Here is a 22,961-nt window from a genome sequence, read left to right on the forward strand (position 1 = left end):
CGCGGGTTCGAGTCCCGTTGTCCGCTCTCTTTTTCTCACTGTTCCAGACGGTTTATGCCAACTCCCCTGCGCATTGGCACATGGCAGAATTCCGGCACTTTGTACCACTTCACCGTGTACCCGGCGCCATGCGCGCAGAACACCGAGTCCGGCGTATGCTCCAGATCGGCCTCGGGGTCATAGTCCGCCGCCTCCACGACCGTCTGCTCGTCATGGCATTCCCGGTATCCGCCGAACATCAGCGCCAGACGCCCTTCGCCGTGCGTATATGCGTTCACATCCATCGCATAGTCGCGCATTTCGCTCACCGGCGCTGCGCCTTCCACCACGGCAAGCCCATCCTCAATCTGCGGGGCCGCGCTCTCGCCGCCCATCCGCTGCACGTCGCTCAACGCGCGCCCGAGCATCTCCTGCGGCAACTCAAGACGGAACCGGTACCACGGTTCGAGCAGCACGGCATGCCCCGCTTCGCGCGCCTCCATGAGTCCCTGACGCACCGCGCGGTAGGTCGCCTGCCGGAAATCGCCGCCTTCGGTGTGCTTCAGGTGTCCGCGCCCGCCGATGAGCGTCAGCCGCATGTCGGTGATCGGCGCACCGATAAGCACGCCCGGATGCTCGGTCTCCTGCAGATGCTGCATGATGAGCCGCTGCCAATTGCGGTCGAGCTCGTCTTCGCTCACATCGGTGGCGAACTCCAAGCCACTCCCCCGCTTGAGGGGCTCGATCAGCACATGCACTTCCGCATAATGGTGCAACGGTTCGAAATGCCCCACGCCTTCGCCGGGCGCGGTGATCGTCTCCGCATACAGGATCGACCCCGGGCCGAAGGCGATGTCAAGACCGAAACGGTCATGCATCAGCTGTTCGATGATCTCCAGCTGCACTGCGCCCATGAGCTGCACATGTGCCTCCTGCAGCCGCTCCTGCCACACCACGTGCAGGAGCGGCTCCTCGTCTTCGAGCTCGCGCAACGCCTGCAGGCACGCGTGCATATCGTTGCCCCCAGGCAGCAGTGTGTAGGTGAGCACCGGCCGCAATACCGGCTGTGCCGCATTGCGCGCCGCGCCGAGCCCTTCGCCGGGGAATGTGTGCGCCGGTCCGGTGACCGCGCACACCGTGCCCGCGGGCACCGACTCGACCGTGGTGAATTTCGCACCGGAGTAGACGCGCACTTGGTCCACTTTCTCGGCGCCGCCCGCTTCGGACAGCATCATCTTGGCGGTGAGCTCGCCACCGGTCACTTTGATCCAGCTCAGGCGATTGCCCTGCCGGTCGTGCGAGATCTTGAACACGCACGCCCCGAATTCGGCGGTATAGCGCGGTTCACGCGTGAAATACGCAAAGCCTTCCAGAAACTCGCTGATGCCCTGCATTTTGAGCGCCGCGCCGAAATACACCGGCACAACCGCGCCATCGGCAATCATGCCGCGCACGGTGCGCACGTCAATGCCGCCTGTCTCGAGGTATTCGTCCATCGCTGCCTCGCTTTGCATCGCGAGCGCGTCAAGCTGATCGCTCGACAGCCCATCCACCGCAGCAGTGAAGTCGATGCACGCGTCCGAACAGCGCGCGTGCAGCTGGTCGAGGATGCGCGTGCGGCTGGCGCCCGGCGCATCCATCTTGTTGACGAACACGAACACCGGCACATGGTAGCGCTGCAGCAGCCGCCACAGTGTGAGTGTATGGCCCTGCACGCCGTCGGCTGCAGACACCACGAGGATCGCGTAGTCGAGCGCCTGCAGTGTGCGCTCGGTTTCGGCGGAGAAATCGACGTGGCCCGGGGTGTCGAGGATCGTGAGCTCCACATCGCCCACGCGCATCACCGCAGGCTCGGTGTAGATGGTGATGCCGCGCGCGCGTTCGATCGCGTCGGTGTCGAGGAACGCGTCGCCGTGGTCCACGCGTCCGAGTTTGCGCGTGGTGCCCGTGGCATACAGCAGCGCTTCGGACAGGGTGGTCTTGCCAGCATCCACATGCGCCACGATTCCCGTTACGATCCGCTTCACCGAACGCTCCTTTCCGCGCATGACGCGCGTCATACCGCCCCGAACATGCCGCCGTGCACGGTGTAGGCAAGGCCGCACACGCCCAACACCACGATAAGGGACAATACAGCCCAGCCCCTATGCGAGAACAGACGGTTCCATGGTTCGCCCGCGCGCCGCTGCCGTCGGGCGATGACGAGCAGCGGCAGTCCAAGCGCGAACAACGCGCACGCCATCATCAGGTATCGCAGGCCCGCGGAGTAGACGAGAAACAGCGAAAACAGCGTGCCGAGCACGCCGGTGGCGAGCGCACGGCGGCGTGCTGCCGCACTGGGGAATGCCGAGGGCTCACGTACGGCGATTTTCCACAGATACACGCAGCACAGCAGGTAGCATGGCATCGCCATGACCGAGGTGATAGAGATCATGACATCCCAGGCGTCGCCGTTGACGAAATGGCAGAGAATGAGCAGCAGCTGGCAGGTGACGGCGGTCCACACCAGGCCGGTAGATGGGGCGCCGAAGCGGTTGGTGGCGAGGAAGGACCTCGGGTAGATGCCATCGCGCGCGGCATACAACGGCATCTGGCTGATCATGATCATCCAGACGAGCCATGCGAACACCACGGAGATGATCACGCCGGCATTGACCATGATGGAGCCCCACTGGCCAAAGCACTGTTCCATGATCACCGACATCGAGGGATTGGGCATCCGCGCCACCTGGCCGGAGGAATATACGCCGAGCGGCAGCAGTGAAACGAGGATGTAGAGCACGAGCACGGTGAGATAGCCGGCGGTTGTGGCACGGGAGACGTCACGCGGATGGCGCGCCGAACCGGAGACCACGACCGCGCCTTCCATGCCGATGAACAGCCATAGGGTGACGAGCATGGAGTCGCTCACCTGTGCGCCAATACGGTGCACGTCGAATCCGAGTGACGCGCCTTGGGCCCCCAGCCCCCAGAACCCACGCAGGAATACGCCGGTTTTGAATACGGCGGCGAGGGCCACCACGAACACGATGACCGGGATGATCTTGCACACGGTGCCGGCGACATTGATCAGTGCACCCGTTTTGGTGCCGAGCAATGCCACGGCGAGCATGAGCCACAGAATCAGCGACGAGCCGATTGTCGCGGCCACATTGTTGCCGTTGGTGAACGTGCCGGGCATGAAGATGTCGAGCGTGGACATGATGAGCACGCCATAGGCCACCAGTGAGAAACAGTTGCACAGCCAATACCCGTAGGCCACGAGGAAGCCGACGAAATCGCCGAACCCGGTGCGGGCATATGCGTAGAGACCGTCTTGCATATGCGGTTTGGTGTTGGTGAGCACGCGGAACGTGTTGACGATGAACCACATGCCCACGCCGGTGATCGCCCATGCCACGATCTGGCCTCCGGCGGACGCATGCTGTGCCATGTTCTGCGGCAGGCTGAAGATGCCGCCGCCGACCATCGCCGACACCACAAGCGCGAACAGGCCGACGAACCCCACCTTGGTTGCTTCGTGACCGGAATGCGAAGGCGAGCCCAGCGCAGGGGCCGCCTCGTGCCGATTGTCCTCCATCATGAATCCGCTCCTATTCGTGCATGCATGCCGACATCAGAGCGTAACAGATACATCACAACCAGCCGCGCACCGCATACAAACGCAGTGTGCACAAGGCGTCCACAAGGATGCCGTCGAGCGGACCGGCAGCGTAGTCGAGCATGGTGTAGGACGCATACCCGTTTTCGAGATGCCACATCGTGGCACAGGCGAACCCGTTGGCGTCCGTTCCATGGAATCGAAGCAGGGACGTACGCGGTGGCGTGCCCGCGAACGCAGCATGCAGTTCGAACGCGCGGGTGTCGTCCACGCTCGCGGACACGCGCACGGGGCACACCATGCGTGGCCCGGGGCCGGACAGGGCGATGCGCGCGATCTTGGCGATGCGCTGCTCGACCATATCGGCTGTGATGGTGGGTGCGTTGCCCACCATGCCGAGGAAGTCTTGGTACGCATGGGCGATGCGGCGCGCGGCCGCCGCGGATGGCGTCTGCGCTTGCATGGATGTCAGCAGCCGCTGCAAGGCAGCTTCGTCCGGTGACCGTTCCATGAATGTGGCGATCAGGCCTTCAGCGTCATAGGCGCAGTCGAGCGTGACCACGTGCCCATGGTTCGCATCTGCTTGCAGATGCAGGTGCGCGGGGGCGTCCGGATCATCGCACAGGCGCATCAGTGCGGCGGTGAGTTCGTTTTCCGAAGGCATGGCATCCATGTATACGGTATCCCGCCTCCAAATGGGGCGGGATACCGTTGCAATATAATTCCCCATGTGAATCACACGGTGTTGAGCCGCGTGACCCACACGCTATATGGTTTCCTCAATGGGAACAAATATAATCCTATTTCCATTAGAACGCATTGCCCGCCCCGCCACGCCCCGCACAGCTACAAGCGTATATTCGGCCATCGTTTTCGACCATTCTGCATAGGGGCGACTGAAAGTCGAAACACCATGGCAGAGCGCATTATTCCCGTTTTCCGCGGAGCACCAAACCCCTATGCACACTGAACCACCGATGTTAGGTTGAATGCAGGTATGCCATGCATGCCCATTCACCAATTCATTGTTCATCCGATCATTCGAGGTGCCATGTTGTTCCATTCCCGCTTTTCCCGACAGTCCACACACGCCACCGCCGCGGTCGCTTCCATAGCCGCGCTCGGCATGCTGCTGGCTGGCTGCAGCGCCGGCGGCGGCACCGGTTCCCCCAGCGCACAAAACTCGTCGGGCACCGCCACCGCTTCGGTGATCACAGTGAACAACGTCGAACCGTCCGCCAGCCTGTTGCCGGGAAACACCAACGACATGGCCAGCTGGAAGGTCGTGACCCAGCTGTTCGAAGGACTCGTCACGTTCTCGGACGACGGCAAGCTGATCTACGCCGACGCCAAATCGATCACCCCGAACAGCGACGCCTCGCAATACACGATCACACTGCGCGACGGTCTGCGGTTCTCCGACGGCCAGAAGATCACCGCGCAGACCTATGCCAAGGCCTGGTCGTTCGCAGCGAACGCCGCGAACGGGCAGCTCGGCGCCGCGATCTTCTCCACGATCCAAGGCTATGACGCGCTGCAAGACACCAATGGCGGCAACGACGCGCAATTGAGCGGACTCAAGGTGGTGGACGACCACACCCTGCAGGTCACGCTCAACGCGCCCGACTCCTCCTTCCCCTACAAAGTGGGCGACGTGGCGTTCCTGCCCATCCCCGAAAGCGCATACGCCGACGTCAACGCGTTCGGCGAACACCCGATCGGCAACGGTCCCTACATGCTCAAGCAATGGGACCATGATTCGAGCATCCAGCTTGTGCCGAACCCGAAATACACCGGACTGCGCACACCCAAGAACGGCGGCGTCACCTTCGAGCTCTATACCGACGTGCAAACCGCGTATGCGGATGTGGAATCAGGCAATCTCGACGTGATCGACACCATCCCCACCTCCGCGCTCGCCACATACCAGCACGAAAACGGCATCCAGGCCTTCAACAAGCCGGGTCCGGCGTTCCGTTCGTTCACCATTCCGCAGAAGCTCAAGCATTTCTCTGGGGAGGAAGGACGCCTGCGTCGCGCCGCGATCAGCCATGCCGTGAACCGCGCCAACATCATCGAGAAGGTGATGTACGGCACCGCGACCGTGGCTACCGATTTCACCGCGCCGACGATCGCCGGTTATTCCAAGAGCCTCAAAGGCGCCGACGTGCTCGACTACAACACCGAAACCGCCAGGAAACTATGGAGCCAGGCCGATGCAATCAGCCCGTGGAGCGGCACGTTCCGCCTCGCCTACAGCGCGGACAGCGGCGACAAGCAGCGCGTGGAGGGCATCACGAACTCCATCAAGAACGCCTTGGGCATCGACGCGCAGCCATACATCATCCCCACGCAGAAGGAGCTGAGCAGCGCGATCCACGACCGTACGATCAACGCGGCGTTCCTGCAGGGCCTGCAGTCCGACTACCCATATCCGGAAGGCTACCTGATGCAGGCCTACGATTCGTCAGCGGCCGACGGCAAGGGCCTGAACAACGGCGATTACAAGAGCACGGCCTTCGACAAGCTAATCGATGACGCTGCGCGCCAAACCAACGTGGATGATGCGATCAGCTACTATCATCAGGCTGAAGAGGTGCTGTTCAAGGATCTGCCGGTGATTCCGCTGTGGTATGCGAATGTGACCGCGGCGGCCGGCGAGCATGTGCAGCATGTCGGATTCAATTACATGGGCGTACCGAAGTACAACGAAATCACGAAGTGATGGCATATGGGAGCAATTGCGAACGATGAGATGATCACCGCCAAAGACGGTCAACAGCACAGTTGGAAATCGGTCAAATTGCTCATCGCCACGCTGATTGTCAGCACGCTCGGCGACGGCTTCTGCGGTGTGATGATGGCGGTCGCGCTCCCGAACATCTCGGAAACCTACCATGTGAGCATCGCCACAGCCAACTGGGTGACGGTTGGCTATGCGATCGTCGCGGCCACGGCGGTGATGACCGCCGCCACCGTGCTCGCGCGCATCGGCTTGAAGAAACTGTTCTTCTGGAGCCGCGTGCTGCTCATCGTCAGTTCGCTCATTGGCCTGTTCTCCCTGAATTTTCCGATGATGCTCACGAGCCGCCTGATCCAGGCGGTTGGGTCGGGACTCATGTTCCCAACAATCAACACGGTGATCATCCGTGTGGTACCAGCCAAGATCTCGGGCCGTGTGGTGTCGCTCAACAGCGCCATCATCGGTCTGGGCATCGCGGTGGCGCCGTTGCTCAGTGGCGTGTTCCTGACCTATGTGAGCCTGACGTCGATGTATGTGGTGCCGTTGGCGGTCGGCATCATCTCGATCCTCATGGGCGCGAAGTTCATGTTCGACGTCGAACCGCGCAAGCAGCATCCGATCGACGTGCTGTCGATCGTGCTCTCGTTCGTGGGCTTGGCCGCGCTGATGATGGGCTTCTCTGAGCTGACGCACCGCCCGCTGTTCGCCGTGCCGATGCTCATCGCCGGTGTGGCGGTACTTGTCTGGTTCGCGGTGCGCCAATTCCATTTGGATGTGCCATTGCTCGACCTGCACCCGATGAAGCATCTGTATGTCTCGCTTGGTGTGCTCATGTATATGGCCGGCGCGATGGGCCAGCAGGCCGTGTTGTTGCTGTTGCCGCTGTACTTGGAGCGCGCGTGCGATTACACGCCGTTCGTGGCCGGCTGTTTCCTGCTCATCATGACGTTGTTCTATTCGGGTTCGGTGATTGTGGGAGGCAAGACCGTGGACCGTTCCGGCATGTGGCCGGTCGTCTCGAGCGGCTTCCTGCTCATGGTCATCGGCCTGTTCGCCACGTTCTTCGCGGCCCCCACCAAGATCGCGTGGCTCGTGGTGCTCATCGGATCCGTTGTGGTTGTCGGCGACGCGCTCATCAACGTGCCCGACAAGGATGTGGTGCTTGAGGCGCTGCCCGACAATACGGTGCCCGACACGAGCGCGATCTTCTCGACCGGCAACCAGATCGCGGGTTCGATCGGGTCCGCGCTGTTCGTCGGCGTGCTTTCCGCCGATGTACTCAGGCAGACCGCGGAAGGCGTCAACCGCCATGCCGCATACGCGAACGGCTTCCAGCATTCGATCCTCATCGCCGCGATCTTCGAGGTGGCCATGTTGCTTGTGTCGGTATGGTATTCACGCGAGATGGTGAGGCACGGCCGCGCCAAGATCAACCAGACAGCCTAACCGGCCAGCCAGCGGCTCCGCCACGGAGGTACAAGGAATGCCGGGACCCGTATCGAGGGTCCCGGCATTCGCATATGCGGCATCCTTATGCGGACTGCGCATCCCTTCAGTCGTTGGCGGCCTCCTGCTGCTCTTCCACGCCGACCTCGGCCTTGAGGCGGGCCAGCTCATCGTCCACCGATGCGGAGCCGCCGGCAAGGTACTTGTTGGCGATGTCTTCGTTGCTTGCCTGCGTGTTGAGCTCAGCCGTGGCGTTGGCCTCGTTGAGCATGCGGTCGGCCTTCTCCTCCATGCGCTCGAACGCGGCGGTGCCACGGGAGGCCTTGGCGGTCTTCTCGGTGGCTTCGTTGACGTGCTGCTGCGCGTTGGCCACGGAGACCTTGGCGTGCACCGCGGCACGGCGTGCCTGCAGGCTGTTGATGTCGTTGACCAGCTTGTCGTGCATCTGACGCATCTTCGCCGCATTGTCTTCGGCGACGGTGGCGGCGGTCTCGAGTGAAGTGAGCGTGCTCTCATACTGCTGCTTGGTGGCGAGCAGTTTGCGGGCGTCGTCGTCGTTGCCGGCCTTGACCGCGGCCTTCGCGGCCGCCTCGTACTTGGCGATGTCCGCCTTGCAGTCGTTGACCTGCTGGCGTGCGTTGGTGGCCGCGGCCATGACGCTCGCGGTCTCCTTCTTGACCGACGCGAGGTCTTCGTTGAGGTCAAGCAGCATCTGGTCGACCATCTTCGCCGGATCCTCGGCCTTGTCGAGCAGCGCATTGATGTTTGCGCGCATGATGTCGCCGAATCGTTTGAGAATAGCCATGGCTATTGTCCTTTCTGTTCCTGACCAACCTGATCGTTGTGATCTGCCTGATCATATTTTTCCAAAATCGGATCGCGCGCCTCTTCGAGCGGTGTGGTGACCATACGCTCCACATACTGCTCGTGCTCGCGTTTGCGTTTGATGAGCATCCATGTGATCACGGCGCCAATGGCAAGAATGCCGATCACAATGACTGCGATGATCACCCACTTGTGCACATCGTTCTTCGTGGTCGTCTTGGTCATGATGCGGTCCGCAGTCGAATCGAACGTGGCCACGATCGCGTCATCGGTGGACCGGTCGCTGTACCAGTACTCATCCAGGTACGTCCAGAATATCTCAGTGGCCTGGGCGTCCATGATGCTCGAGACGTGCTTGCCGTTGACGAGCGTCATATACCCAACGTCGTTGTCCACGTCCTGCTCGGCGAAATACACAAACAGCAGCGTGTCCTCATTGTCGATGTGGTCGTCGTACCATTCGCGCGCCCATGCCTGTTTCTCATCATCGGTCTTCAGCTGCGGATTGTATTTGGCGAACAGGATGTACGGCTGTATGCCGGTCTTGTCGTAGAACACCTTGAGGCGTTTCGCCGCGGATGTGCGGTTCTCGAACCAGCCGAGCTGGTCGTCGATGCAGTTCGAATCGTACGGCAGCCCTGAATCGAGCTTGGTGCGGTTGTACGTGCTTTCCGGCACCGTCACGTTGTAATCATTGCGGTTGGGCTCATTGTTCGAGCAGCTGGGCATCATGAAAATGAGCAGGAAGATGACGAGCGCGGCCAGGATGCCAATCAGTGGCATGAGTCCGGTGAGCCCTCCATTGGGCTTTTTCCCGCCGTTGTTGTTGCCTCCGAACGGTGTTTGCATGGTGGGCGGGGCCACCGGCGGCCCACCGGCCGGCGAGAACGGCCCTTGCCCCGCGCCCGGCGCACCCGTGCCGAAGGGGCCTGCCGAATATGGACCGGGCGTCTGCTGGCGGCCGTAGTTCGGCTGCTGCCCCATCGCGTCGAAAATCTCTTCAGGGAATGGCATGCTGCGACGGCCGTAGCGGTTGCGGGTGGAACGCCGCCCTGCGTTGTAGCCACCTGCCATGCCTATGCCGGCCGCCCGGAACAGATCGCCCACATCGAATCCGCCCGAGCCAGTGGACCCGCTGGACTGCGGGAATCCGGCCGAACCACCACCCCCGGCGCGCCGGCCCGAACCCGGCATGCTCGGCCGATGCCCGCTGGACATGCGTGAACCACCGTCGTGGCCGCTTGACGATCGGCCAGACCCTGAACCGGCACCAGCTCTTGGCATGTGAACATCCTAACCTCGTTGTGAGTATTGGTATCAATATAGCCGATGTGCCGGCAGGCTACCCGGTTGTCTCATCGTTTTATTGCGCACAATGAACATGGTTGCCCTATACATGCTCAGTGTGCACGCACTCCACGCCGGCGTTTTCGCGCGGCGGCGCACCACGATCGCCACGGCGATCGCAAGCGCGAACACGGAGCCCCCCCCCCCGCATGCGCGGTCCGTGTGAAGTTCATACCTGCCTCAAACAGACCCACATATCTCGCGCGTCGGGTTTCACGCATGTCGCGAAGTTTCTCATACCGCACGCCATCGAACTCGTAACCCATCGTTGCAACCTCCAAATCTCGAGGGTGTTACAACAATCACTAGAATTCACCTCTTCCTCATCGAAAGCGCCATAATCGAGAGAATCCAAGTCTGTGCTTGCTACCCCTCATCATAAGCAAAAAATAATCCTCATTTTTCCCTCTGCAGGTGAACGAAAAATGACACCGGTGCGTCGCACTTTTTCGTGCGTCGCACCGGCGTCATCGAGCCCTGTGGGCAGGTGGTCAGTGGATCACGCCTTGGCCACATGCACCCCGAGGGCGTCGCCTTGCTCAACCTGCATCGACGTGGACAGCGTCTCCGAGCAGATCAGGTCGCGGAACTGCTCCACCTTCGGCAGGTCACCGGAAGGCACCGTGAGCGTGAGCGCGATGCGGTCGGACACCTCGAGGCCGGCCTCCTTGCGCGCATCCTGCACCGCGCGGACCACGTCTCGCGCATAGCCTTCGGCGATCAGGTCACCGGTGAGCTCCAGATCGAGGATCACGAATCCACCACTGGGCAGGATCGACGATGCGGAATCGCGCCGTGCCGTGGCGTCTGCCTCTTCCACACGTCGGGTGATGTCGTATTCGTCGCCCTGCAGTGTGATTGTACCGTTCGGCGTCTCGATGACCGGATCGCCCGTGGCCGGGTCCGTATGCCAGTCCCCGCTCTTGGAGGCCTTGATCGCGAACTGCACCTGCTTGCCCAGACGCGGGCCTGCGGCGCGCGCATTGACCTTGAGTTCGTCAATGATCTTGAGCCCGTGGTCCGCGGCCTCATCGAGCGTGGAGTATTCCACATCCTTGATGTTGAGTTCGCTCTTGAGCAGCGCATCGTAGCCGTCGACCTGCGACGGCTCGTCCACCACCACGGTGAGCTTGGCGAGCGGCTGGCGCACACGCATCTTCTTCGCCTTGCGCAGTGACAGCGTGGCGGAGACGACCTCACGCACCTTGTCCATCGCGGCCACCAGATCGCCGTCCTCCACGAGCACACGGCCCAGCGCGGTGTCTTCGCCGGTGGCGGGGTCGGTCAGGTACGGCCAGTCGCCCAGATGCACGGATTCACCGCCAGTCAGGCCGCGCCACACCGTCTCCGCCTCCATCGGGGCCAGCGGGGCGAGCACGCGCATGAACGCCTCGAGCACGGTGTACAGCGTGTTGAACGCGTTCTCGTCCTCATTCCAGAACCGGTCGCGCGTGTTGCGGATATACCAGTTGGTGAGCATGTCGATGAAGTCGGAGACCTCGTCGCACGCGTCGGAGATCTCAAACGCGTCCATATGCGCGCTCACCTGTGCGATGAGCTTGCGCGTGCGGGCGAGCAGATAGCGGTCCATCTGCGGCAGGCCCGGCACCTCATCCGCGGTCAGTTCGCGCGCGTCGTAGCCCTGTCCGTTGTTCGCGGCGTTCGCATACAACGTGAAGAAGTAGTACGAGCTCCACACGGGCAGCATGATCTGGCGCACCGTGTCACGGATGCCCTCGGACGTGACGATGAGATTGCCGCCGCGCAGGATCGGCGAGCTCATCAGGAACCAGCGCATCGCGTCGGAACCATACTTGTCGAACACGCCGTTGACGTCGGGGTAATTGCGCAGATGCTTGCTCATCTTCTGGCCGTCGTCACCGAGCACAATGCCGTGACAGATCACGTTCTTGAACGCCGGCTTGTCGAACAGCGCGGTCGCCATGACGTGCAGCAGGTAGAACCAGCCACGGGTCTGGCCAATGTATTCGACGATGAAGTCGGACGGGAAGTGCTGCTCGAAATACTCCTTGTTCTCGAACGGGTAATGGTACTGGGCGAACGGCATCGAACCGGACTCGAACCAGCAGTCCAGCACGTCGGAGATGCGGTGCATCGTCGACTTGCCGGTCGGGTCGTCGGGGTTCGGACGCGTCAGCTCGTCGATATACGGGCGGTGCATGTTGATGTTGCCCTCGTGGTCACGCGGGTAGTCACCGAAATCGGCCTTGAGCTCGTCAAGCGAACCGTAGACGTCGACGCGCGGGTATTTCGGGTCGTCGCTCACCCACACCGGGATCGGCGAACCCCAGAAGCGGTTGCGTGAGATCGACCAGTCGCGGGCATTGGAAAGCCACTTGCCGAACTGGCCGTCCTTGACGTTATCCGGGATCCAGTTGATCTCCTGGTTGAGCTCGAGCAGGCGCGGCTTGATCTTCGTCACCGAAACGAACCAGCTGGAGACCGGCTTGTAGATGAGTGGCGTGCCGCAACGCCAGCAGTGCGGGTAGGAGTGCACGTAGCTCTTCTCCTGGAACAGCAGCGCGCGCTGGTCTTCGGGCATCTGCGCGAGCGGGCCGTCGCCGGCGCGCAGATTGCGCAGGATCGGCAGGTTCGCGTCGAACACGAACATGCCTTCGTAGTCCGGGCACAGCGACGTGAAGCGGCAGCCAGAGTCGAGCACATCGACGCTCGCGATGCCGTGGGCGTTGAGCGTGTTCATATCGTCTTCGCCGTATGGTGCCTGATGCACCAAGCCGGTGCCTTCCGTGGTGTCGACGTAATCGGCGGTCAGGATCTGGTAGGCGTTCGGACCGGGGGTGCCGCCTTCGGCCGTGGCCTGCTCGCCCGCGAAATACGGGAAGACCGGGTAGTAGCGCCAGCCCACCATGTCGGAGCCCTTGAGCTCGCGCACCACCTCATAGTCCTCGCCGAGCTCCTTGTTGTAGGAACCGAGCAAGGCCTTGGCGAAGTAGAACTTCTTGCCGGCGAACTTGCCTTCCTTGGGGCGCACCTCCACGTAATCGATGTCGGCGCCCACCACAATCGCGAAGTTCGTGGGCACGGTCCACGGAGTGGTGGTCCAGAACACCGCGTAGGCGTCGTCTTCGTCACGCAGCTTCACCGCGACCGAAACGGTCGTGTCCTGACGGTCCTGGTACACGTCGGCGTCCATGCGCAGCTCGTGCGCGGACAGCGGCGTCTGGTCCTTCGGGCAGTACGGCAGCACGCGGTAGCCCTTGTATGCCAGGCCTTTCTCGTACAGCGTCTTGAACGCCCACATGACCGACTCCATGTATGGGATGTCGAGTGTCTTGTAGCCGTGTTCAAAATCGACCCAGCGCGCCTGGCGGTGCACATAGTCACGCCATTCGTTCACGTATTTGAGCACGGAGGCGCGGCAGGCGTCGTTGAATTTGTCGATGCCCATCTGCTCGATCTGGTCGACCGAGTCGATGCCGAGCTCCTTCTGCGCTTCAAGTTCGGCGGGCAGGCCGTGCGTGTCCCAGCCGAACACGCGGTTGACGCGCCGGCCCTTCATGGTCTGGTAGCGCGGCACCACGTCTTTGGCGTAGCCGGTGAGCAGATGGCCGTAGTGCGGCAGTCCGTTCGCAAAGGGCGGGCCGTCGAAGAACACGAACTCATTCGAGCTGTGCTCGCCGCTGGGGTTTTCGTCGATGGATTTCTGGAAGGTGCCGTTGGTGTCCCAATAACGCAGCACATCTTGTTCGAGCTGCGGGAAGTCGGGATTCGGCGCGACGTTCGCGCTTTGTTCGCCGACCGATGCCTTGGGATACACGTGCTGTGGTGTTTCGCTCACCATTGCTCCTCATCTTGCAGGATCTGTCTTTTCCTGCGAGGACGATGGCTCCGGGCGGATTGCTTGCCAACCCCCGCGCCACCGCGGTACCACCTCGCTTGCCACGCGGGCGTGCATGCACGCGTGACCGCTTGTGTTCGGCTGTACGGGCCGACCCCGTCGGTTCTACTGGGTCGGGCGGCGCCCCGCCCGGCTGTTCTTCCGAAGGCTCCCCGCTGATGACGGATCACTGCCTGGTTTCGTGCGCCACTATACCAGCAACGCGGGAACGAATGCGACCCCGAAACACGAATGACCCACCCCGGCACGCCTTCCGTTCGACTCACACACCCTCACGCATGCGGCGTGGTGTGCCCTGGGGAATGGGGCGGCTCGATGGGCGGGCCATTGCAGGGGAACACGAATGATGGTTGGTCTGGTGTTCGCGGCACTATGTGCCATCGGTCACTCGGGGACTTCCATGTGCTGCCAGGTGTCCGCGGACTCGAACAGCAGGTCTTTCTCGTTCTGTTCGGCGACCTTGTGCTTGTGGGCGGTTGCACAACCCTCGGCGTCCACTTCCGGCTCGCCGGTTGCCGGATCGGCCTGCGGCTTGTCCGTTTCGCTGACCACCTCTTGAAGTTCTTCGACTTGTGCGGCGTCGAGTCCCTCGAGTCCTTCCGCTTTCTTGGGTTCGGTTTCTCCTTAACAATCGACTCTCGTCGTCGATGACGATATGCTCACTATAGCGTCTTTTCCACTGCCCCACGCGCAGCGTCTCACGTTTTCCCAATCAGCACAACGCCATAAGCGCTTCAGTTACTTGCGTCATCGGTGAGGTAGAAATCGCGCAGTGCACGCAGGTCGGCCTCACTGAGCCCAATCGCCGTACGCAGGTAGCCGACGGGGCCGCCGAACGATGCAGTGGCGTCGATATACGTCTGGAAATAGAGCGGCGAGGCGACGAGGAACTCGTCGATGTCCGCATGGGCCTTGGGGCCGAGCAGTGCTTCGAAGGTGTCGACGAACGTCGGCATTTCCGTGGACATGTAGAGGTTGGTCTGCAGGTAATCGTCGCGGATCACGTCTTCAGGCACTTCCAGCGCGGCCAGAATGAGTGCCGCCGCGATGCCGGTGCGATCCTTGCCCTGTGTGCAGTGGAACAGGTAGCCGCCCGGCTCGTCGATGAGCAGGCGGAACATCCGCTTCCAGCACGCGACCGCGGCGTCGTCGAGCACGAGGCGCGGGTAGAGGTCCTCGATGAACGTGCCCGGGCGGGTGACGATGTCGCGCAGCTGCAAACGCAGCGCCTTCGTCTCGCGGAACGTGGGCAGTGCGTAGAACGACCAATCCTCGAGCAGGCGGTCTGGCTTCAGGTCGCGTTCGGGATCGGTGCGCAAATCGATGACGTTCGAGATGCCCCTATGCGCCAGCGTCTCCAGGTCGTCATGGCGCGCATCGTGCAGGTTCGCCGAGCGCACCAGCAGTCCCGGGCGCACCATGCGCCCTTGCTCCGTGTGGATGCCGCCCAGATCGCGGCAGTTCTCCACGGTGGGCAACGGCAGTTTGCGTGACACTACGCGCATAGGGCTCCTCTCAGGTGGGTCAGCGACTCACTTGTCTTCGAGATACGGGTCTTCCCACTGGTTTTCGTTGTCGGTCTCCTCGGGGCGGTCGATTGCGAGCTCCTCGCGTTGCGCCGCATCCTGCTTGGCTTCCTTGGAGGCATCGCTCACACCCACCTCGTTTTCCGGAATGTCCTCATTCGGCTTGCCGGTGATCGGGTCGGTGTACGGATGGTCAGTGTCGCTGACAATCTGCTCCATCTGCTTGACCTGATCGGCGCTCACCGCGCCAAGGCCTTCGTGTGTGTTGGTGTCTGGAATGTTCTGTTGCTCTGCCATGATGGCTCCAATCTCGAGAGCGGCGCAGGTGCGTGTCGCACCCGCTTCCTATCCCCCCACTATAGCCTCGTACAAAAGGGGCGCCCGGCGGACTTTGCCCAGTGGGGAACATGCGTGCGGGCCCAGCGTATAAGGAAGCCCCTTGCCTATGTGCGGCAAGGGGCTTCGTACGTACGCCGGTGTCGATTCGCCCGGCATGCACTCCCCTGCTGGGGCGCATGCGCGGGCGGTTCGGCGGATCAGTGGGTCTGGTGGGTCTCTTCGTGCTCGGCGACTTCCTTCTTGTCGCCCTTTTCCGCACGGGAGGTCTCCCAGCCTTCCTTGACGTCCTTGAGCTTGTCGGTCAGATCGCCGACGCTCTTCTTGATGTCTTCGAAATCATCCTTGTGCTCGTCGATGCGGGCCTTGATCTCTTCGAAGTTCTCCTTCATCTTGTCGCTCATATCAACCATGGTGACCTTCCTTTACTGGTAAACGGGTTGCCTGTTATCCATTACAGCACGTCGGCGCCGGTTGCGCAGATAGGGAAATCCCCACGCGCGGCGTCCCGCACATACCAAAGCGCGGCCGTGCATTGCACACGGCCGCGCTTTCGCTTTACCGGGGCCCGCTACTCGAGTTCGAGCGAGCCAGTGTACAGCTGGTAGTATTCACCCTTTTCCTCCATGAGCTCGTCGTGCGAGCCGCGTTCGATGATGCGGCCGTGGTCGAGCACCATGATGACATCCGAGTTCCTGACCGTGGACAGGCGGTGGGCGATGACGAACACCGTGCGCCCCTTCATCAGGTTGTCCATGCCGGCCTGGACCACTTCCTCGGTGCGCGTGTCGATCGACGATGTCGCCTCGTCGAGGATGAGCGCCGGCGGATCGGCGACTGCAGCGCGCGCGATCGAGATGAGCTGGCGCTGGCCTTGCGACAGTCCGGAGCCATCGCCGGACAGCACCGTCTGGTAACCGTCGGGCAGCATGCGGATGAACGAGTCCGCATTGACGAGCTTCGCCGCGGCGATGCATTCGTCATCGGTCGCGTCGAGCTTGCCATAGCGGATGTTGTCCATCACCGTGCCGGTGAACAGGTTGACGTCCTGCAGCACGATGCCGAGCGAACGCCTCAGGTCCGGCTTCCTGATGCCCTTGACGTTGATGCCGTCGTAGAGGATCATGCCTTCCTGGATGTCGTAGAAACGGTTGATGAGGTTCGTGATCGTCGTCTTGCCGGCGCCGGTCGCGCCCACAAGCGCGATCTTCTGGCCAGGCTTCGCGAACCACGTGATGTCATGCAGCACTGGCTTGTCCGGGTTGTATCCGAAGGTCACGTCGGTGAAGCGCACGTCGCCGCGCAGCAGCGTAAGCCTGCCGTCGGCCGACGTGACCGCCTCCTCATGCGCCTCCTCGGCCACTTCGGCCGCGCGTTTGCTGAGCCTCTTCGCGGCTTCGCGCGAACGCGTGCCGTCGTCGCTCGCCTCGCGCTTCCACGCCCAGTGACCGGTCTTCTTCGGCGTCTCCGTCATCGTGCGGCCGTCCGACGCGAGCTCGACGTTGACGAGCGTGACCGTGCCATTGTCTTGCTCGGACGGCTCGTCCATCAGCGCGAAGATGCGCGAGGCGCCGGCGAGCGCCATCATGACCATCGTCATCTGCTGCGAGACCTGGCCGATCGGGTTCACGAAGGACCGCGACAGCGTGAGCAGCGAGATGATCGTGCCAATCGTGAACGCGGCTCCGGAGAAGCTCAGGTTGCCCCAATTGCCAAGCGCGGCGAGGCCGCCGAAGATCGCGGAGAGCACATAGAGCAGATAGCCCATGTTGCCGACGACCGGCATCAGCACGTTGCCGTAGGTGTTCGCGCTCGCGCTGGCGTGGTACAGGCGCTCGTTGCGGTCGTCGAACGACGCCTGTGTGGCGTCCTCGTGGTTGAAGACCTTGATGACCTTCTGCCCGTTGACCGACTCCTCGACGAAGGCGTTCACGTCGCCGAGCTCCTGCTGCTGCACCACGAAGTAGCGGCCCGAACGGCTCACGATCACGCGGATGAGCAGCAGGAGCAGACCGGTGAACACAAGGACGAAGACCGTGTAGGGAATCGACAGGTAGAGCATCGCGATGAGCGCCGCAAGCGCGGACACACCGGATGCGAACATCTGCGGCAGCGACTGGCTGATCGCCTGGCGTAGCGTGTCGGTGTCGTTCGTGTACCGGCTCATCACGTCGCCATGCTCATGCGTGTCGAAGTACGAGATCGGCAGTGTCTGCATGTGTTCGAACATCTCGTCTCGAATCTCCTTCATGACGCCCTGTTCGACGCCGACGAGCAGATACGAGTACAGCCACGCGCTGAATGTGCCGAGCGCGTAGAGGATGCCCATGAAGATGAGCGCTTGGATGAGCGGCGCCCAGTCCGGGACGCTCTCCCCTACAAGCGGCATGATATACCGGTCGATCAACGCCTGCAGGAACAATGCCGACCCCGCCTGCGCGACTGCGGACACGATGATCGCGATGATGATGACCACCATGCGCACCTTGTATGTGAACACGTATTTGAGCAGTCGCTTGAGGGTGCCCTTCTTCGCCTTCTCACGCGGCATGCCTTGCGCGCCGTTCGCCTCGGGCATGCGCGCGTCGTCATTGAGGGTCTCTTTGTCGGTGGCAGAAGTCTGTGCCACCGTTGCCGCCGCTGCGCTCATCGTTGTTCACCTCCCTTGATTGCTTCGATGTCTTGCGCCATATGCGCTTGCTGCTCGCGTTCGCGCTCCTTCTGCCGCGCGATGACGTCGCTTGTGCGCATGTCTTCGTTGTAGTCGGTCGCGAAACCGCTCGCCTCGGCCTCTTCCTCGTGCAGGTCCTGCGATTCCTTGTCGAGGTCCTGCTGGCTGTGCTGCTGCGTCTGCGATTCGTAGATGCTGCGGTATTCCTCGCAACGCTCGAGCAATTCCGCGTTCGTGCCCTGGTCGAGGATGCGACCTTCGTGCATAACGACGATCTTGTCGGATTCCTCGACGGACGCGACGCGCTGCGCGATGATGATCTTCGTGGTGTTCGGGATCTCGTGGTGGAACGCTTCGCGGATGAGCTTGTCCGTCTTGGTGTCCACCGCTGACGTCGAATCGTCGAGGATCAGGATCTTCGGCTTCTTGAGCAGTGCGCGCGCGATGCACAGGCGCTGCCGCTGGCCGCCGGAGACATTCGTGCCGCCCTGCTCGATGTACGTGTTGTACTTGTCGGGGAATTCCTGGATGAATCCGTCGGCCTGCGCGAGTTCGCATGCATGGCGAATCTCCTCGTCGGTCGCGTACGGATTGCCCCAGCGCAGATTTTCCGCGATCGTACCCGCGAACAGCACGTTCTTCTGCAACACCATCGCGACCTCATCGCGCAACGCTTCGAGTTCGTAGTCACGCACGTCGACGCCGCCCACTTTGAGCGCGCCGGAGGAGACATCGTACAGGCGCGGGATGAGCTGCACAAGCGACGTCTTCGCGGAACCGGTGCCGCCGACGATGCCGATCGTCTGCCCCGAACGGATGTGCAGGTCGATGTCATCGAGCACCGGGCGTTCAGAGTGTTCGGAATAGCGGAACGACACATGGTCGAAGTCGATCGAGCCGTCGGCCACGGTCGTGATGGGCTCGTCCGCCTCGCGGATCGTGCTCTCCTCGGTGAGCACGCCACAGATACGTTCCGCGGATGCGCGCGAGATGATGACCATGACGAAAATCATCGAGAGCATCATCATCGCCATCATGATCTGCATCGCGTACGTCACGAGCGCGGTCAGGTCGCCCGTCGTCAAGCCGAGCGCGGCGTTGTTGCCGGACGCGACGATCTGGCGCGCGCCGACCCATGCGATCGCGATGAGCGACGCGTACATGCACAGGTTGAACAGCGGCGAGTTGATCGACAACAGCTTCTCCGCCTTGCAGAACTGCTCGTAGATCTTGAGTGAGATGCGGCCGAACTTCTTGCCTTCGAAATCCTCACGATTGAAGGACTTGACGACGCGCACGCCCTGCAGGTTCTCGTCGACGACGTTGTTGAGCTCATCGTACGTGTGGAAGACGCGTTCGAAGATCGGGTGCACGACGATGATCAGGCCGAACAGGCCGACCGCGAGCACAGGGATGCACGCGAGGAACACCATGGAGATCTGCGGGCTGATGCGGAACGCGAAGATCCATGCGACGATGAGCATGATCGGCGCGCGCATGCCGACGCGGATGAGCATCTGGTACGCGTTCTGCACGTTCGTCACGTCGGTCGTGAGCCTGGTGATGATCGAGCCCGTCGAAAAACGGTCGATGTTCGCGAAGCTGAACTGCTGCACCTTCTCGAACTCGTCATGGCGCAGGTTCTTGGCAAAACCGGAGGAACCGATGGCCGCGAACCGACCGGACAGGAAGCCCGCGCACAACGACACGACCGCGCAGGCGATCAGGATGCCGCCGTACTTCCAGATGTCCGGCATGGATTTGCCGCTGATGCCCTTATCGATAAGAATCGCGATGACGGTGGGGATGGCGATCTCTATGACCGCCTCAACAATGACGAATAGCGGCGAAAGCAGGCTCGCCGTGCGGTATTCCCGAAGGGACTTCGCCAATGTCCTGATGACATGCGCCTTAGATGGCGTGGTGTCAGTTGCCGTGGTAGTGCTCATGCTGCCTCATCTCCTTTCTGCTGCTGGTGTGTGGTGTCTTGCCTGGTACGTGTGGCCGGCTCAACCGCCGTGCGCTCGGAGCCGACAAGCCCGGTCTCCACCAAATTGGCACGCATGCGGGCAAGGTCGTCCATGAACCGTTCCTGCTCGTCCGGGGTGAATCCAGTGAACAGCGTCGTCTCCAACTGGTGCGCGGCGCGCATGATCTCCACAACAAGGTCGGACGCGGTGGGCGTGAGCTCGATCTTGCGCACGCGCGCATCCCAATCGACGGCGGAACGCGTGATCAGACCCTTCTTTTCCATGAGTCCGAGCACTCGCGACGCGGTGGAGCGAGTGATGGAGAACGCCCGTTCGATGTCGTATTGGAACACATCCGAATCGCGGTGTTCGTGCAGATACTGCACGATGGGCATGTTGGCGCCCGACATCATGGAGTCCGGGGGCACAATGCCGTTCCAATACCGGCCGATGAGATTGTGGAGCGCCTTGATTTCGAGGCTCGGGCGCAGCATGCCCGGCGAATTCACACCTTGCACCCGGTCCATGCGCGCTCTCCTCTTGCCGTGATATTTCGACGCGGGAATATTGCGATGCCACAACGTCGCTACTGCAACAGAACACTATAGATTGTTCCGTATACAACAGTTGCAGATACAACTAGACTATGCCGACAGTGAACCCGTGCAACAATCGCGCGTCACCGCCTCCACATATGCAAGCGATCCGCGCCCTACAGCACGCAGGTCGCGGATCGCGCACATGATGGGCCAGTGACTACTGCCGACCCGTCACATCAGTGGATTCACTTGACTTCGTTTTCGGAAACGAAGGTCAGGAAGTCATCGGCCTGCGTGCGCAGCGCCTCTTGATCGGCACCAGTCATCGCCCAGTCGCCGGTCTCGACGGCCTCGTCCGGCACGGACAGACCGACCTCGACCGGGAAGAGGCGCATGCCGGCGTCCTCCAGCAGATCGCCGACCATGATGCGCGGATGCAGCTCCTCGAAACCGCCGACACCGGAAATCGCGACCGGCTTCTGGTCGAGGACGTTCTTGCCTTCTTCATCCTTCGTGGACGGCAGCGACAGCCAGTCGAACAGGTTGCGCAGCGAATCCGGAATCTCCTTCTTGTACTCGGAGACGACGACCCACACGGCGTCCGCATTGCCCAGCTTGTCGCGTACGGCGAGCGCGGCTTCCGGAAGCGGATACTCCGGGTCTTCGCCGGCGAGCGGCAGATCCTCGTAATCAATGGTGATCGCTTCGGCGCGGTCGCCCACAATGCCCATGATCTCCTTCGCGAGGTCCGCCTCGAACGAACCGTCGGTGAGCGAAGTCTCAACAAACGCAATAGTCGGCTTGTCTGCCATGTCTCCTCCTTATGCCCCGGCCGGCGGCATGGTGGTCATGCATGGCCCGGAGCTGTGAACTGGTATCCATCATGGTGCGTCGACGTGTGCGGCGCACCCGGAAATAGCCACAAGTGAACAAAGCGCGGAAGGGCGCGCAATGGTATGCGCGGACGATCCACTGCCCGGGCGATACTGGTGGCGTGGCACAATCCCCCTCGCACCCAGAGTCCCCGTACGCGCGCGGCACGCGCAGCTACACCATGTCGCGCATCCGCGGCAAAGACACGTCGATCGAGAAGACGGTGCGCTCCTATCTGTTCGCGCGCGGGTTCAGATTCCGCAAAAACGACAAGCGGTACCCCGGGCACCCCGACATCGTGCTGCCCAAGTACCGCACAATCGTGTTTGTGAACGGCTGTTTCTGGCACATGCACGAGGGGTGCGAGTCGTTCCATATGCCGAAGTCGAATGTGGAGTTCTGGACGGCGAAGCTCACGCGCAACCGAGACCGCGACCGCCGGCAGCACGAGCAGCTGCGGCAGATGGGGTGGCGCGTGATCGACGTGTGGGAATGCGAGCTGCGCGGCGACGCACGCGAAGCGCGGCTCGAGCGACTTGTGGGGCAGATTGCGGAAGGGGTGTAGATTTGTGGGGGCTGCGCGCAGGTGCTAACATCTAGGCGGCAGGCGCGGATTGCTGCAGTGTCACTTCCACGCTTGAGGCTATGCGCCAATACGCATGTTCGGTTACTCGATCGCCCTCTCTAGAGCGTTGTCGTGCAATCTGCCCCGTCACGAAGTTCAGTGATGGCTGTTGGCGTCTGAGCTCACCCATGAAAACCCGTAGGAGTCGCCGGAGATGGTAGTTGATGGCTGAGGTCAGTCACGGGAGTCCAATAATCGCGTCCCATATGGCTGCTGATGTCTGACCATAGACACCAACAGCCATGCGGGTGACATAAACGGCGAATTCGACATGGCCGTGGCACTACCACCGCTACGGGTAGTGCCTTCTTCACTACGGGTAGTGCTCCTCCCGCTACGGGTAGTGGTTCCTCGCGTAGCCTCCACCTACAATCGTTGAAATATGGCGGATCATAGTGACGAGTGCGCCAGAAAAGCACTACCCGTAGCAGAAAGAACACTACCCGTAGCAAAAACAGAAACTGCTGCCATCCCAGAAGGCGGTAACAGACGATAAGAGTGGTAGGTGCATTTTGACCCGGACCAGCCGAAGCCTTCATTGACGAACTGCTACACTTACAAGCCTGACAACAGTGTTGCACTTTCATTTAGACAACGGCG

17 protein-coding genes are annotated in these 22,961 nt (G+C 61.7%); 3 read left to right on the top strand and 14 right to left on the bottom strand.

Annotation, left to right across the window (positions count from 1 at the left end; translation table 11 throughout):
* Positions 1-35: 35 nt before the first annotated feature.
* From OU02_RS06045 to OU02_RS06055, 3 genes are read right to left on the bottom strand one after another with little or no spacing between them, the layout of a single operon-like run.
* Entirely contained in the window at positions 36-2,006 is a 1,971-nt protein-coding gene (locus OU02_RS06045) for an elongation factor G (protein ID WP_033489375.1), read from the bottom strand.
* A 29-nt stretch (positions 2,007-2,035) separates the two neighbouring features.
* Entirely contained in the window at positions 2,036-3,562 is a 1,527-nt protein-coding gene (locus tag OU02_RS06050) for a basic amino acid/polyamine antiporter (RefSeq protein ID WP_033489376.1), read from the bottom strand.
* A gap of 52 nt (positions 3,563-3,614) precedes the next feature.
* Positions 3,615-4,244 carry a hypothetical protein gene (locus tag OU02_RS06055; protein WP_033489385.1) on the bottom strand — a complete coding sequence of 210 codons (630 nt, stop codon included), beginning with the start codon at positions 4,242-4,244 and terminating at the stop codon, positions 3,615-3,617.
* A 390-nt stretch (positions 4,245-4,634) separates the two neighbouring features.
* Here OU02_RS06055 and OU02_RS06060 point away from each other — a divergent pair, with 390 nt between their 5' ends.
* The gene (locus OU02_RS06060; RefSeq protein WP_033489387.1) at positions 4,635-6,305 is read left to right on the top strand and encodes a peptide ABC transporter substrate-binding protein; all 1,671 of its coding nucleotides are present in this window, start codon (positions 4,635-4,637) and stop codon (positions 6,303-6,305) included.
* Positions 6,306-6,311: 6 nt separating this feature from the next.
* Positions 6,312-7,769: an MFS transporter gene (locus OU02_RS06065; RefSeq protein WP_004218188.1), complete on the top strand. Its 1,458-nt coding sequence runs from the start codon at positions 6,312-6,314 to the stop codon at positions 7,767-7,769.
* Positions 7,770-7,875: 106 nt separating this feature from the next.
* Here OU02_RS06065 and OU02_RS06070 read toward each other — a convergent pair whose 3' ends face one another.
* The 11 genes from OU02_RS06070 to OU02_RS06115 form a co-directional block, all read right to left on the bottom strand.
* On the bottom strand, positions 7,876-8,574 hold the full coding sequence (locus OU02_RS06070; RefSeq protein ID WP_022542998.1) for a PspA/IM30 family protein: 699 nt from the start codon (positions 8,572-8,574) through the stop codon (positions 7,876-7,878).
* 2 nt (positions 8,575-8,576) lie between these two features.
* Complete coding sequence (locus tag OU02_RS06075) at positions 8,577-9,812, bottom strand: hypothetical protein (RefSeq protein ID WP_022542999.1); 1,236 nt, start codon at positions 9,810-9,812, stop codon at positions 8,577-8,579.
* Positions 9,813-10,440: 628 nt separating this feature from the next.
* On the bottom strand, positions 10,441-13,761 hold the full coding sequence (ileS, locus tag OU02_RS06080) for a mupirocin-resistant isoleucine--tRNA ligase (RefSeq protein ID WP_274518172.1): 3,321 nt from the start codon (positions 13,759-13,761) through the stop codon (positions 10,441-10,443).
* 444 nt (positions 13,762-14,205) lie between these two features.
* Positions 14,206-14,373, bottom strand: coding sequence for a hypothetical protein (locus OU02_RS08890; protein ID WP_004218194.1), 168 nt, complete (start codon positions 14,371-14,373; stop codon positions 14,206-14,208).
* A gap of 182 nt (positions 14,374-14,555) precedes the next feature.
* Positions 14,556-15,326 carry a tyrosine-protein phosphatase gene (locus tag OU02_RS06085; protein ID WP_033489380.1) on the bottom strand — a complete coding sequence of 257 codons (771 nt, stop codon included), beginning with the start codon at positions 15,324-15,326 and terminating at the stop codon, positions 14,556-14,558.
* 27 nt (positions 15,327-15,353) lie between these two features.
* The gene (locus tag OU02_RS06090; RefSeq protein WP_004218197.1) at positions 15,354-15,644 is read right to left on the bottom strand and encodes a hypothetical protein; all 291 of its coding nucleotides are present in this window, start codon (positions 15,642-15,644) and stop codon (positions 15,354-15,356) included.
* Positions 15,645-15,883: 239 nt separating this feature from the next.
* The gene (locus OU02_RS06095; protein WP_004218199.1) at positions 15,884-16,096 is read right to left on the bottom strand and encodes a hypothetical protein; all 213 of its coding nucleotides are present in this window, start codon (positions 16,094-16,096) and stop codon (positions 15,884-15,886) included.
* A 158-nt stretch (positions 16,097-16,254) separates the two neighbouring features.
* The gene (locus OU02_RS06100) at positions 16,255-18,261 is read right to left on the bottom strand and encodes an ABC transporter ATP-binding protein (protein ID WP_171021305.1); all 2,007 of its coding nucleotides are present in this window, start codon (positions 18,259-18,261) and stop codon (positions 16,255-16,257) included.
* A gap of 68 nt (positions 18,262-18,329) precedes the next feature.
* Complete coding sequence (locus OU02_RS06105; RefSeq protein WP_004218201.1) at positions 18,330-20,303, bottom strand: ABC transporter ATP-binding protein; 1,974 nt, start codon at positions 20,301-20,303, stop codon at positions 18,330-18,332.
* Positions 20,300-20,851 carry a MarR family winged helix-turn-helix transcriptional regulator gene (locus tag OU02_RS06110; RefSeq protein ID WP_033489382.1) on the bottom strand — a complete coding sequence of 184 codons (552 nt, stop codon included), beginning with the start codon at positions 20,849-20,851 and terminating at the stop codon, positions 20,300-20,302. Before OU02_RS06110 ends, OU02_RS06105 begins: the two co-directional genes overlap by 4 nt.
* Before the next feature lie 257 nt (positions 20,852-21,108).
* Positions 21,109-21,675 (bottom strand): NADPH-dependent FMN reductase, encoded by a 567-nt coding sequence (locus tag OU02_RS06115; RefSeq protein WP_004218203.1) that lies wholly within the window; start codon positions 21,673-21,675, stop codon positions 21,109-21,111.
* A 155-nt stretch (positions 21,676-21,830) separates the two neighbouring features.
* Here OU02_RS06115 and OU02_RS06120 point away from each other — a divergent pair, with 155 nt between their 5' ends.
* Positions 21,831-22,301 (top strand): very short patch repair endonuclease, encoded by a 471-nt coding sequence (locus tag OU02_RS06120; RefSeq protein WP_274518171.1) that lies wholly within the window; start codon positions 21,831-21,833, stop codon positions 22,299-22,301.
* Positions 22,302-22,961: the final 660 nt, after the last annotated feature.

Origin of the sequence: Bifidobacterium pseudolongum subsp. pseudolongum DSM 20099 (assembly GCF_000771225.1) — a bacterium.
Classification (GTDB): Bacteria; Actinomycetota; Actinomycetes; order Actinomycetales; family Bifidobacteriaceae; genus Bifidobacterium; species Bifidobacterium pseudolongum.